Raw genomic sequence first — 12,446 nt, 5'->3', positions numbered from 1 at the left:
AACGGGGGAGAGGTATGGAACCGATCGTGAGCGCACCTGGTGCGGTACCGCCGGCAGCGCCACAACGGTCAGATCCACCGGGCCGACGGATGGGACGGCGAGTGCTCTTCGCCGGCGGGGCGGGCGCCGCGGTGGCGACGACGGTGGCCACCCTCGCCGGAGCCGAACAGGCGGGATCGCCGCCCGTCACGACAGTGCGGGAGGCCCCGCTCAGCCTCCGGGACCCCCGGATCGGCTGCCGGCTCGACGGCAGTGACGAGTCGGACAAGGTCACCACCGCGCTGAACCTGCTGCCGGCCGGTGGCGGGGAGATCTTCCAACCGGTTGGCGCACTCGGTCTCGGATCGGAGATCCGCTTCCCGACGAGTGTGACCTGGACCGGCGAGAACATCGGCGCGGCGATCATCCAGCCGGCCCCGGGCTACACCGGTCGTCTGGTGTCGAGCGGTAAGTACAACCAGATCTCCAACGTGCACTTCTACGGCATGCGGACCTCCAACGTGCTGTTGACCATCCGTGGCCCCCGGTCGACCTTCCACCACCTGCACTTCGGCAACTCGGGCAGCCACGCCATCGAGTTCCTCGGCACTGACGCGGAGACCAGCGCCCACGCCAACAAGATCACTGATATCAACATCGAGGACTGCCTCGGTGTCGGCATCCTGGTGAACAAGGTCGCGTACGACAACGAGTTCCTCAACGTCTGGGTCGGTGAGTGCCAGACCGGGATACGGCTGCTCGACAGCGCCTGCTTCTTCGACAACCTTCATGTCTGGGGTTGCCGGGGCAACGGCGTGGAACTGCGGGAACCCGCCCATCGGAACATCTTCCAGAACGTCTACCTGGAGTCGAACGGCACGAGTGGCACCGGAAGTGGCGCCGACCTGCGGCAGGTCTGGGGGACCCAGTTCATCGGCGGCCGGCTGTGGCGCAACGCCACCAACGGCATCGAGGTCTCCTCATCCGGACGTACCCGGATCATGGGGCTCGACATCCACGACAACGGCGCGAACGGGATCCTCGGCCGTGACGCCGACATGTGCCAGGTGATCGGCAACCAGTTCTACGACGACGCGACGCCCCGCCGCCAGGACCGACCGATCATGACGGTCGGCACCAGCAACAACTGGATCGTCAGCAACAACGTGATGCGGGCGTACGACCACCGCTCCGGTGGCGCGTCGCTGGCCGGGGCCAACAACGTGCTCAACGCGAACATCGGCTGACACCGGCGGGCGGCGAGGGCTCACGTTTCTCCCGCCGCCTCGCCGGGCCATGTCGTCGGCGACCGTCGTACTCCGGCGGTCGCCGACGGCGTGTTCAGCGCTCGTCGCCGCCGCGGTCGCGGCGCACAGTGGCCTTGCGGCCCTTGATCGTGCTGGAGCGCAACCCGGAGATGACCTCGTCGGCCACCCCCTGCGGCACCTCCACCAGTGAGAACCGGTCGGCGATCTCGATCGAACCGATGTCCCGACCACGGATCCCGGTCTCCCCGGTGATCGCGCCGACCAGATCCTGCGGGCGCACCCCGGCGCGTCGACCCAGGCCGACGAAGACCTGGACGGTGTTGCCGCCGCCGGAGCGCGGCCGGCCCCCGCCCCGCCGGTCGCCGCCCCGGCCGCCGGCCTCCGGTCGACCCTCGCGCGGCCCACGGACCGGAACCTGCGGGATCTCCTCCTCGTCGTCGGAGCCCGGCGACGTCACCTCGTGGGCCAGCTTCACCGCGGCGAGGGCGACCTCCATCAGGTCGAACTCGTCGGTCAGCGTCTCCACGATCACCCGGAACGGGTCGAGATCGTCCTCCAGCAGGCTCTCCCGCAGGGCCGCCTGGGTCAGCTCCAGCCGCCGGGTCCGCATGTCGGCCACTGTGGGAATCTTGTCGATGGTGATCCGCTGGCCGGTCACCCGCTCGATGGTCTTGAGCATCCGGTGCTCACGCGGCTCGGCGAGGGTGATCGCCACGCCCTCGCGGCCAGCCCGACCCACCCGGCCGATCCGGTGCACGTACGACTCGGGGGCGGACGGCACGTCGTAGTTGACCACGTGGGTGAGCTGCTCGACGTCCAGCCCACGGGCCGCCACGTCGGTCGCCACCAGCAGGTCGGCGGTGCCGGCCCGCAGCCGGCCCATGACCCGGTCGCGCTGCTCCTGGCTCATGCCACCGTGCAACGCCTCGGAGCGGTAGCCGCGACCGTTCATCGTCTCGGTCAGTCGGTCGACCTCTTCCCGGCTGCGGCAGAACACGATCGCCGCGGTCGGGGACTCCACGTCCAGCACACGACCCAACGCGGCCGGCTTGTGCGCCCGGGTCACGATGTACGCGCTCTGCCGCACCCGGGGCGCCTCACCCGCGACCTGCTGCTCCCGGCCGATCTCGATCCGGACCGGTTCGCGCAGGTGCTGGCGGGCCATCCCGTCGATGCGCGAGGGCATGGTGGCCGAGAAGAGCACCGTCTGACGCTGCGTCGGAGCGTGCTCCAGGATCGCCTCGATGTCCTCGGCGAAGCCCATGTCGAGCATCTCGTCGGCCTCGTCGAGCACCACCGTGGCGAGCCCGCCCAGGCGCAGCGTGCCCCGGGCGATGTGGTCGAGGGCCCGCCCGGGGGTGGCCACCACCACGTCGACACCGCTGTCCAGCGCCCGCAGCTGCCGCCCGATCGGCTGCCCACCGTAGATCGGCAGCACCCGCGCGCCCAGGTCCTTGCCGTAGCGGTGGAACGCCTCGGAGACCTGCACCGCCAGCTCCCGGGTCGGCACCAGCACCAGCGCCACCGGGTCGCCGCCCTGGCGGTGTGCCGCCATGAGGTTCAGCAGCGGCAGCGCGAACGCAGCCGTCTTGCCGGTGCCGGTGGCCGCCTGACCCAGCAGGTCTCGACCCTCCAGCAGCGGTGGGATAGCCTCCCGCTGGATGGGGGTCGGCTCCTCGTACCCGAGGGCGGCGAGCGCGCCCAGCAGCTCGGCGCGGAGCCCGAGCTCGGTGAAGGCGCTCACCTCGTCGGTGCCGTCGGGGGCGGCGTCAATCGGTGCGTCAATCGGTGCGTCGTGCTGTGCAGGTGCGGAACTCATGTGCCAAGCCTTTCATTACGCCGTCCGAGCCGCTGCGCCGACCGCCACAAGAGCTGTCCCCGAGCCCGTGCTGCGGCTGTTCCGCGGCCCCGACGGCGGCCTCGATCAGGCGTCGGTGGTCAGGATGGCCAGCACCATCACCGCGGCGAGGGCCACGTCGAGCACCACGCAGAACTCGGCGTAGCCGCGCGGCACCACCCGACGGTTGCGGTGGTGCACCACGTCCCAGCCGGCGTGCGCCAACCACCCGAACGCCACCAGCCAGTCGGCGGTCCGCCCACCGGCCAGCACCGCGACCAGCGTCACTGCGACCCAGATGGCCAGACCGGCGAGTTGGGTGGCGAGCACGCCCCGCCCGCCCAGCGTCCGACGGGCCATGCCGATCACCAGGTAGCCGCCGGGCAGCACCAGCATCGTCCACGGGCTGAGCACCCCCGGGTCGACCCACATGTCCACGGTCAGCAGCAGCGCCAACCCGGCCGGCCAGCGGTGGGCGAGCGCCACCACGACCCGGTGTCGGCGTACCGACGACGACGTCTCGTGTCGGTGCCGGAGAGCCACCAGGACCATCGCGGGGATCATCAGCAGGTGACCGCCGAGCAGCAGCGCGTCGGCGTCGATCAGCCCGGCCCGAAACGGCACGATCAACAGCAGGAACGGAACGTACATCGCGGCGGCCATCTCACCGACCGCGTGCCAGCGGTGCGCCCGGTAGCGCATCGCCACCGTCATCCCGACGGTCATGTTCGTGGCCATCACCAGTGCGGCGACCTCCGGCCGGGCCAGCGCGTCGCCGACGCCCAGAGCGGTGCCGGTCAGCTCCCACAACGGCCCGAGCAGCAGCATCCCGGCGACCATCGCCAGGGCCATCTCGCCCAGATGCCACAGCAGCCGCCGCCTGCTGCTGACCGGTGCCGCGGCGGTCGGTGTCGGGCTGGTCGGTGTCGGGGCCGAGGGGGCCGGCTCGTCGGTGGGCACTGGCGCGGGCGACGGTACGGCGGTGAGGCTGTCCGCGTACATCCGGGTGTTTTCCATGCCTCGACCCTGCCGGTGCCCCCGGTGTGGCCGGCAGACCCGTTCGTCACGGGAAAACCGTGCGGACCGCACGGCCCGACCGTGACAGTTCGCACGGGTGGACCCTGCGCCGGGCGGTCCTAGGATCGGTGCGTGGCGAGCGACGCGGTGACTCCCCGGGCGGACCGCCGGTTGCGCCGCGCCCGGCGGGCGACGCTGGTGTCGCTGGCCACCGGCGTCTGGGCGAGCGTTCTACTACCGGCGGTCGGCCTGACCCGCGAGCCCGACCCGGGCCGGGTGACACTCGGCGCGCTCGGCATCCTCGCCTTCGTGATCGCCCAGACCGTCGTGCTGTACGCGGCCGTGACGCCATGGCTCGACCCGCGCTGGCGGCGTCGGGCCGAGCTGAGCCTGGTCGGGGTGGCGGTGCTGACAGTTCCGCTGGTGGGTCCGGTGGCGGCCGGCAGGTGGCCGACCTGGGCCTGGCTCGGTGCGGCGCTGATCGGCATGACGCCGCTTCTGGTGCGGTGGCGGGCCGCGCTGGCGGTGGCTGTCGGCGTCCTGGCGGTGGCGGTCGCGGTGGCCTGGTGGACCGGTGGTTCCGTTCCGCGCCACCTCGCCGTGACCGGTGGGATCGGCGCGGCAGTGGCCGCCGTCAACGGGTTCCAGGTCTGGTTCTGGGACCTGCTCGTGGAGGCCCGGCAGGGTCAGGCCGCCCAGGCCCGGCTGGCCGCCGCCGAGGAGCGGCTGCGCTTCGCCCGCGACGTGCACGACGTCCTGGGGCACACCCTCACGGTGATCGCGTTGAAGGCCGAACTCGCCGCCCGGCTCGCCCCGGTCGACCCGGAACGGGCCGGACGGGAAGCCGCCGAGGTGCAACGGTTGGCCGCCTCCGCGCTGAGCGATGTACGGGAGACCGTGCACGGCTACCGGGCCGTCGACCTCGACGAACAGCTCACGGCGGTGGTGGGGGTGCTGCGCTCCTGCGGGGTGCGGTGCACGGTTCTGCCACTGCCGGCGGACCTGCCGCAGCCGGCCGCCATCGAGCTGGCGGCGGTGCTGCGCGAGGCGAGCACCAACGTGCTGCGGCACAGCCGGGCCGACTGGTGCCGGATCCGCATCGATCGGGAGGATGACGTGGCCAGGATGACGGTGGCCAACGACGGCGCCGACGACAGTGGCCCGGACGCGCACAGTCACGGCCTGCGCGGGCTGGCCGACCGGCTCGCCGCTGCCGGGGGCGAGTTGCGGGTACGCCGGGAGGACGCGATCTTCACCCTCGAAGCCACAGTGCCGGCGCCGTCGTGATCCGCGTCCTGCTCGCCGACGACGAGGACCTGATCCGGGTAGCCGTCGCCGCGCTGCTCGCCCTGGAACCGGACATCGAGGTGGTGGCACACGCCGCCGACGGGAAGACGGCCGTCACCGCGGCGCTGGCGCACCGCCCGGACGTGGCAGTGGTCGACCTGGAGATGCCCGGCCTGGACGGCATCGCGGTAGCCGCCGAGCTGACCCGGGTCCGACCCGACTGCGCTGTGGTCGTGCTGACCGGCCACGGTCGCCCCGGGCACCTGCGCCAGGCGCTGACCGCCGGCGCCCGAGGGTTCCTGCCCAAGGGCTCGCCGGGTGGGGCGCTCGCCGACGTGATCCGGCGGGTGCACGCCGGAGGGCGCTACGTCGACCCGTCGCTGGCCGCCGACGCGTTGACCCTGCCCCCGTGCCCGCTGACCCCTCGGGAACTGGAGACGCTACGGCTGGTGGAGGTGGGTGCCCCGGTCGCGGTGATCGCCCGTCGGGTACACCTGTCCACCGGAACCGTGCGCAACCACCTCTCCGCCGCCGTGCAGAAGCTCGGCGCCGCCGACCGGGCCGAGGCCGTCCGCACCGCCCGGGACAACGGCTGGCTCTGACCGTCGGCGCGCCTCGCGGACGACCGCAGCGTGGGTGGACGGAAGCTGATCAATAAGGGGCAGTGGAGTCCTCGTCTCCCAGCCGGCTGCGAAGAGGGACAAATGCCCAGGAAAGCCGCGGCGGGTCCGGTCGACCCGGTGCGCTCCAGTGCCGTCGAGCTGTTCTTCGACCTCGTTTTCATCTTCACCCTCGGCCGCTTGTCGGCGACCCTGGTCGAGGAGCCCAGTCTGCTCGCCGACGCGCAGGCCGTGATCTTCCTGCTGGCCTTCTGGTGGATCTGGTACAACACCAACCTGGCCACCGACAGCCTCGACTGCGAACGACCCACAGTGCAGATTCTGATCATCTGCGTGATGCTCGGCAGCCTGCTGATGTCCATCAACGTTCCGGACGCCTTCGGTGACCAGGGCTTCGTCTTCGTGAGCGCGTACCTCGGGATCCACCTCGGCCGGACCCTGGTCATGGCCCTCTACCTGCGCGGCACCCCGGCCTGGCGTCGGCCGGTACGAGGAATCGTCTGGTATCTGCTGTCCGCGACGGTCTGGTTCGCCGGGGCGGCGGCCAGCGGCGGCGAAGCCCGAGTCCTGCTGTGGGCATGCGCGCTGGCGATCGACTACTCGGGGCCGGTCCTGGGATGGCCGCTGCCGTGGCTCGGCCGGGCGCGGGCCAACGAGTGGCACCTCTCGGGCGAACACCTCAACGAGCGGTACCGGCAGTTCATCATCCTGGCCCTCGGCGAGACGATCCTGGCCACCGGCAACTTCTACCGGCTGTCGACGCGGGACCTGGCGGACACCACAGCATTTCTGCTCACCTTCTGGACCGTGGTCTTCCTCTGGTGGACCTACTTCTATCGCACCACGAGCAGCCTCGCCGTGAAGATCGACACCGCGGTGGACCCGTACCGGCTCAACCTGCGGGCGAGCTACACCCACCTGGTGATGGTGGCGGGCATCCTGCTCACCGGCATCGGAGGCGAGCTGATGCTGAAGGAGCCCGACGCGCAGCGGTCGGCCGGCAACGTCGTGGCGATCCTGGTCGGGCCGCTGACCTTCCTCATCGGGCGGATCATCTTCGAGATCTGGGTGTTCGGCCGCCTGACGAGGCACTGCCTCGCGGCCGTGGTGGCGTGCCTGATCCTGAGCCCGGTCGCGGCGCGACTCCCGCCGCTGGCGGTGGGCCTGCTGGGCGCGGCCACCATCACCGTCGTCGCCATCTTCGACCTGACCCACCGCGCCCGGATCGCGGGTGAGGTCAACCCGGCGTCGGCCGAGGGCGCTCACCGCCGCCACCCGGCCTGAAGGGTGTGGCTCGGTTCCGATCCGTGAGGGCGGCGTGGACCGTCCGGCTAGCGTGGGCGCGTGCGTACCGTTGAACTGGTCTGCTCGCCCGGCCTGGAGGTCGCGGTCCGGGCGGTCTGGGGCCGGCTGGCCGCCGCCGGGTTGCCCAGCCTGGCCCGCAACACCCACCCGACCAACCGGCCGCACCTCACCCTCGCCGCCGTCGACGAGTTCCCGCCGGGGATCGAGCACCGCCTCGCCGAGCTGTTCGACGCCGCGCTGCCGGTGCCGGTGACGCTCGACCGGGTCGTCGTCCTCGACGGCAGCGCCCCACTGGTCTGGCTCGTCCGACCCACTCCGGCGCTGACCGCGCTGCACGCCGCCGTCTGGGACGTTCTCGCCGAGGCCGACGGACACCGCCCGTGGCATGCGCCCGAGGTGTGGGTGCCGCACCTGAGCCTGGCCCTGCGGTTCCGCAACGCCGACCTGCGGGTGGCTCGTGCCGTCGCCGGTGGACAGCGACCGACGGGTGACTTCGCCGCCGCGCGCAGCTACGACGGCACGGACCGGACGGTGACTCCGCTGACCGGCCTCGGCTGAGATCGTCGCAAGTCGTCCAAAACCTCAGTTGCTGCCCCCACCGCCGTCGCCGCCTCCGCCATCGTTCCCGCCGCTGAACTCGCCGCCACCACCGCTGCCACCCGCACCGCCGGCGTAGCCGTGGCGGCCGTCGAGGAAGGGCAGGTCGCCACTGATGCCGCGGGGTTTGGGCCGCTTACCTGGCCCGGCGAGGTGTTGCAGGCAGACCCGGCCGGAAACCGGGAAGCATTCGCCACGGCCTCCGCAGTCGGCCAGGTAGCGGTTGCCGTCCTGGATGTCCAGTTCCTGGTCCACCCGGAACAGCAGCGGAAGGCCGGTCGGGCCGCACCCCTCGTCCCGCCGGCCGTGGCCCAGCGTCGCGAGCAGGAGAGGCCCGCGATCGGCGGCGGTCGTGTCGCCGCTCGCCGCGGACGTCGGTCGGTGGTGCGTAGCGCGCCCGAACGCGGCGTCACAGAAGGTGGCGTAGTCCCGCGCATGGAGGGTCAGCTCCTGCCACAGGTCGTCCACGACCACCGAGGGCATGGACAGTTTCGCGTTGGGCTGGCGGGCGATGATCCGGAACCACTGCCGGGTCGCGGTCTCGACGAGAACGATGTCGTCGTCGCTGAGATGGGGATACCGATTTCGTAGATGGTGACGTCCGCTGGCAGGAAACTGCAGGTCGGACACGGCGCGGAGTCGGCGAGGGGTGCGGTCGCTTCTGAACTTCGTCCAGATCATCCGGTTACTTCTATCCGCCCGGCGGTGCGGGCGCTAAGGCCCCGACTTGCCGAAGTGGCGTCGCGGCCCCTTCAGAGTAGGGGCAGCGGGCAAGCTGAGGCGACCGCCGGGGCGTGTCGCCCCGACGGCCGCCGGCCCGATCCTGGTCAGTTGTCGCGCGGCTGCGGAATCTCCTGCCTGGTGAACGAGATGCCCGCGGCCGGGGCGGCCCGGGTGGCGAGCGAGGCAGCCGACTCATCAGTGTCGTAGAGCCGAACCGAGCCGTTGGCGGTCCGGCTCACGAAACCGAGTCGGAAGCCATTGGAGTTCTGGAAGACGAATGCCGTCGGATCGGTCGGATAGGTCTCGTCCGGCACCGTCGCCGTGGCCCAGTTGCCCCAGGCGGTGGAGCCTGCGGCGGTCTGTCGGCTGTGCTGGATGGTGTCGTCGGTCGTCCGGGTGAACACCGAGACACGGCCGGTGTTGGGGCTCAGGACCGCGGTCGGGGAGCCGACCGGCGTGACACCGATGTCGCCCACCGCGTTCCAGGTGCCGGGCCAGGTGCCGTCAATGCTCTGCAACTGGCTCTTCACCACTCCGTCGGTGTGCCGGGCGAACACCATCAGGCGGCGGCCGGGCAGTGTCACCACGCTCGGCGTGTCCACGAAGCCCGCGTCACCCAGGCCCGCCCAGGCCGAGGTGAGCGCACCACCCTTGTACGTGGCGGCCTGCAGGGTGCCGGCCGCCTTCCTCAACCAGGGCTACCGCACCGCCGTCGTGGCCCGTGCCGCCGACGGTTCGCTGGTCATGAAGAAGCAGGAACTGGGCGGGGCCTGGCCGAGCACCTGGCAGACGGTGGGTACGTTCACCGCTGCCGGGTCCCCGGCCGCGATCCTCGACCCGGCTCTGGGTCGGATCGTTGTCGTCGCTCGCGCCAGCGACAACGAGATGTACCGGGTGTACGAGACCGAGCAGGGCTCGGGCACCTGGGGTGAGTGGCTGCGCCTGTACGAGAACCCGGGCGACCCGACCGCTGCCACCGCCGCCACCGATCCCGCCATCGCGCCGATCCAGAACTCCGGCGGAACCGGCTTCGTGGTGGTCTACCGCAACCGGAACAACACCACCATCGCGCTGGACCGGCGGTTCGCCGCCCCCGGCGGGATGGCGGCAGCGAAGGTGAGCCCGTCCGCGGTCAGCTTCGCCGCACACCTGATTCCGACGCCGAAGGGCTGAGCCTCGGCCCCACCAGCCCCGGGGGTCTTCGTCCACGTGACGGAGGCCCCCGGGTCGCTGTTCACCGGTACCTAGACTGGGGCGATGAGCGTTGGCACCGACGGTCGGGGGATGGCCGAGCTGGCGGCCCTGCTGGCCGACGGCACCCGGGCCGGAATGTGCCTGGCGCTGCTCGACGGGCGGGCGTGGACCGCCGGTGAGCTGGCCCGGCGCGCCGGTGTCGCCCCGTCGACGGCCAGCGACCACCTCACCCGACTCGTCAGCGGCGGGCTGCTCGTCGAGGAACGGCAGGGCCGGCACCGCTATCTGCGGCTGGCCGGGCCGTCGGTGGCCCAACTGATCGAGGACCTGGCCGGGCACGCCCCGGCCACGCCCGCACCGACCGGGTCGCTGCGCGCGACGACCGCCACCGCCGCCCTGGCGTACGCCAGGACCTGCTACGACCACCTCGCCGGGCGGCTCGGCGTGCTGATGTACGACGCGCTGCTGGCCGAGCGCCGACTCGACCGGTCCAGCGGCTTGGCGCTCACGCCCGACGGATGGGCCTGGGCGGCCGGGTTGGGCGTACCCGTTGACGTGCTGCGCGCCGCCCGCCGCCCGGTGGTCCGCGACTGCCTGGACTGGACCGAACGCCGCCCGCACCTGGCCGGAGCGCTCGGCGCGGCGCTCTGCCGCCGCTTCACCGACGTCGGCTGGATCAGCCAGGGCACCGGCCGCGCCGTCCGACTCACTCCCACCGGTCGTCAGGGCCTGGCCACGGCCCTGTCCATCCCCGAACACACCCTCGACCCGCCGGTGGCCTCGCCGCCCACGAGCGGCCGCGCCTGACCGGCGAGTAGCGGAGGACCGGGGCGGGATCGTTCGGTGTGGGGCGAACGGTTCGCGCCCTACGGTCGGGCGGTGACTGACAACTGGCCGCACATTGCGCCCGCCCCGGGAACACCGGCGTGTGGGCCGCCCTCGTTCGAACCGGAGCGCGGTTGGTGGGTGACCCGGCACGCCGACGTGCGCGCGGCGCTGACCGACAGGGCGTTCCAGGTGCCGGCCGTGGACCCCGGTCCGCCCGGCACCCTCGCCTGGCTACGTGCCACCGTCAGCCGGTTCAGTCCACAGCGACAGCACGCCGACCGTCGGGCGGTCGCGGTGGGCGCTCTGGCCCCGCTGGCCCCGGACGACCTGCGGCTGGACGCGGCACGGCTGGCCGGTGCCGTTCTCGACCGCGCCGGCGACCGCGTCGACGTGATGAGGGAACTGGCCCGGCCGGTGCCGCTGCTGGCGTTGGCCGATCGCCTCGGTTTCGCTGATCCGGTAGCCGCCGGGACGGCGGTCGCTGTCGTCGCGGCGGCGTACCACCCGGGGGTGGACCCGGCTTCGACAGCGCGGGCTGACCGGGCGGTGACGGCGCTGCTGGCGCTCGCGCCGCAGGGTCCGCCGGAGGTACGGGCGAACCTGATCGGTCTGCTGGTGCAGGCGTGCGACGCGACCGCCGGCCTGATCGGCGCCGCCGCCCAGCACCTGCTGCCCCCTGCCGGCCCGCGAGCGCCAGCCACGGCACGGACCGCCGATCTGCTGGGCGAGGTGCTGCGCCTCGACCCACCGGTGCGGGCCACCCGACGGGTCACCGTCGACGAGGTACGGCTGGGCGGGCGGGATCTGCCGGCCGGAAGCCCGGTGCTGCTGCGCTTCGACGCGGCCAACCGTGACCCGCAGGCGTTCACCGAGCCCGGCACGTTCCAGCCCGGTCGGCCCGGTGCCGGGCTGTTGACCTTCGGGACGGGGGAGCGGGGTTGCCCCGGCGACCGGCACGCCCTGGCGTTGGCCACCGGGGTGTTCGACGTGCTGCGGGAACGGTGCCGGCGCAACCCGACGCCGGTGCGCCACGAACCGCACCCGACACTGCGGGTGCCGACGACTCTGGAGGTGAGCGTCCGATGATCGACCGTCGTGCCGCGTTCCACGCCCTGCACCGCGCTGGCCGCCCTCTGCTGTTGCCCAACGCGTGGGACCACGCCTCGGCGGCGGCGCTCGCCGCGCGTGGACATCCGGCCATCGGCACCACAAGCCTCGGTGTCGCCGCGACCGCCGGCCTACCCGACGGCGTCGCGGCCACCGCGGCGGAGACCCTCGCCCTGGCCCGCCGGCTGGCTCGGCTGCCGGTGCTGCTCAGCGTGGACGTGGAGGCCGGGTTCAGCGACGACCCGGCGGAGGTCGCCGAGTACGTGGCGGAGTTGGCCGGTCTCGGCGTGGTCGGGATCAACCTGGAGGACGGGCGCGCCGACGGCACCCTCGCCGACACCGAGTCCACCGCCGCCAAGGTCGCGGCAGTGAAGGCGGCCGTGCCGGAACTGTTCATCAACGCCCGCACCGACACCTGGTGGCTCGGGGTGGACGACCCGCTGCCGCAGACCCTCGCTCGTGCCCGTGCCTACCTGATGGCCGGTGCCGACGGGATCTTCGTGCCCGGGACCGTCGACCTGGCCACAGTGCGCGTCCTCACCGAGCGGATCGACGCTCCGGTGAACGCGCTGTACCAGCCGGGCGGCCCGGGGCTGGCTGAATTGGGCGCCGCTGGGGTGGCCCGGGTCAGCACCGGCTCGCTGCTGTTCCGGGCCGCGCTGGGCGCCGCGCTCGCCGCCGCCG

13 protein-coding genes are annotated in these 12,446 nt (G+C 72.4%); 9 read left to right on the top strand and 4 right to left on the bottom strand.

Annotation, left to right across the window (positions count from 1 at the left end; translation table 11 throughout):
• Positions 1–89 precede the first annotated feature (89 nt).
• Positions 90–1,226 carry a right-handed parallel beta-helix repeat-containing protein gene (locus MED01_RS32170; protein WP_238672218.1) on the top strand — a complete coding sequence of 379 codons (1,137 nt, stop codon included), beginning with the start codon at positions 90–92 and terminating at the stop codon, positions 1,224–1,226.
• A 94-nt stretch (positions 1,227–1,320) separates the two neighbouring features.
• Here the strand turns inward: MED01_RS32170 and MED01_RS32165 are convergent, their stop codons facing one another.
• Positions 1,321–3,066: a DEAD/DEAH box helicase gene (locus MED01_RS32165; protein ID WP_238672217.1), complete on the bottom strand. Its 1,746-nt coding sequence runs from the start codon at positions 3,064–3,066 to the stop codon at positions 1,321–1,323.
• A gap of 105 nt (positions 3,067–3,171) precedes the next feature.
• A complete protein-coding gene (locus MED01_RS32160; RefSeq protein WP_238672216.1) occupies positions 3,172–4,101 on the bottom strand; it encodes a hypothetical protein in 930 nt (309 codons plus the stop codon).
• Between the two features lie 132 nt (positions 4,102–4,233).
• On the opposite strand from MED01_RS32160, the gene MED01_RS32155 reads away from it, so the two are divergent.
• The 4 genes from MED01_RS32155 (at position 4,234) to MED01_RS32140 (ending at position 7,871) form a co-directional block, all read left to right on the top strand.
• Positions 4,234–5,388, top strand: coding sequence for a sensor histidine kinase (locus tag MED01_RS32155; RefSeq protein WP_238672215.1), 1,155 nt, complete (start codon positions 4,234–4,236; stop codon positions 5,386–5,388).
• Positions 5,385–5,990 (top strand): response regulator transcription factor, encoded by a 606-nt coding sequence (locus MED01_RS32150; RefSeq protein ID WP_112673405.1) that lies wholly within the window; start codon positions 5,385–5,387, stop codon positions 5,988–5,990. The genes MED01_RS32155 and MED01_RS32150 overlap by 4 nt, the downstream gene beginning before the upstream one ends.
• 102 nt (positions 5,991–6,092) lie before the next feature.
• Complete coding sequence (locus tag MED01_RS32145) at positions 6,093–7,292, top strand: low temperature requirement protein A (RefSeq protein WP_238672214.1); 1,200 nt, start codon at positions 6,093–6,095, stop codon at positions 7,290–7,292.
• A 60-nt stretch (positions 7,293–7,352) separates the two neighbouring features.
• Positions 7,353–7,871 carry a 2'-5' RNA ligase family protein gene (locus MED01_RS32140; protein ID WP_238672213.1) on the top strand — a complete coding sequence of 173 codons (519 nt, stop codon included), beginning with the start codon at positions 7,353–7,355 and terminating at the stop codon, positions 7,869–7,871.
• Positions 7,872–7,895: 24 nt separating this feature from the next.
• On the opposite strand, the gene MED01_RS32135 is transcribed toward MED01_RS32140, so the two are convergent.
• Positions 7,896–8,540 (bottom strand): UCP032817 domain-containing protein, encoded by a 645-nt coding sequence (locus tag MED01_RS32135; RefSeq protein WP_238672212.1) that lies wholly within the window; start codon positions 8,538–8,540, stop codon positions 7,896–7,898.
• 197 nt (positions 8,541–8,737) lie between these two features.
• Complete coding sequence (locus tag MED01_RS32130; protein WP_238672211.1) at positions 8,738–9,325, bottom strand: DUF8189 domain-containing protein; 588 nt, start codon at positions 9,323–9,325, stop codon at positions 8,738–8,740.
• On the opposite strand from MED01_RS32130, the gene MED01_RS32125 reads away from it, so the two are divergent.
• The 4 genes from MED01_RS32125 to MED01_RS32110 form a co-directional block, all read left to right on the top strand.
• Positions 9,306–9,806, top strand: coding sequence for a DUF8189 domain-containing protein (locus tag MED01_RS32125; protein ID WP_238672210.1), 501 nt, complete (start codon positions 9,306–9,308; stop codon positions 9,804–9,806). The two genes, MED01_RS32130 and MED01_RS32125, sit on opposite strands and share 20 nt — an antisense overlap.
• A gap of 84 nt (positions 9,807–9,890) precedes the next feature.
• Positions 9,891–10,634, top strand: coding sequence for an ArsR/SmtB family transcription factor (locus tag MED01_RS32120; RefSeq protein WP_238672209.1), 744 nt, complete (start codon positions 9,891–9,893; stop codon positions 10,632–10,634).
• A 72-nt stretch (positions 10,635–10,706) separates the two neighbouring features.
• Entirely contained in the window at positions 10,707–11,741 is a 1,035-nt protein-coding gene (locus tag MED01_RS32115; RefSeq protein WP_238672208.1) for a cytochrome P450, read from the top strand.
• The coding region (locus MED01_RS32110) for an isocitrate lyase/PEP mutase family protein (protein WP_238672207.1) at positions 11,738–12,446 on the top strand (709 nt) is incomplete at its 3' end. The genes MED01_RS32115 and MED01_RS32110, both read left to right, overlap by 4 nt.

It is taken from the genome of Micromonospora alfalfae (assembly GCF_022230925.1).
Taxonomy (GTDB): domain Bacteria; phylum Actinomycetota; class Actinomycetes; order Mycobacteriales; family Micromonosporaceae; genus Micromonospora; species Micromonospora alfalfae.
The sequence above is the reverse complement of the archived record's forward strand: the minus strand, read 5'-3'. Positions and strand labels throughout refer to the sequence as shown.

What these genes read in the sequence shown, in the direction of transcription:
- MED01_RS32160 (WP_238672216.1), bottom strand. Translation starts at nt 4,101, where the DNA reads ATGGAAAACACCCGGATGTACGCGGACAGCCTCACCGCCGTACCGTCG.
- MED01_RS32120 (WP_238672209.1), top strand. Translation starts at nt 9,891, where the DNA reads ATGAGCGTTGGCACCGACGGTCGGGGGATGGCCGAGCTGGCGGCCCTG.
- MED01_RS32170 (WP_238672218.1), top strand. Translation starts at nt 90, where the DNA reads ATGGGACGGCGAGTGCTCTTCGCCGGCGGGGCGGGCGCCGCGGTGGCG.
- MED01_RS32145 (WP_238672214.1), top strand. Translation starts at nt 6,093, where the DNA reads ATGCCCAGGAAAGCCGCGGCGGGTCCGGTCGACCCGGTGCGCTCCAGT.
- MED01_RS32165 (WP_238672217.1), bottom strand. Translation starts at nt 3,066, where the DNA reads ATGAGTTCCGCACCTGCACAGCACGACGCACCGATTGACGCACCGATT.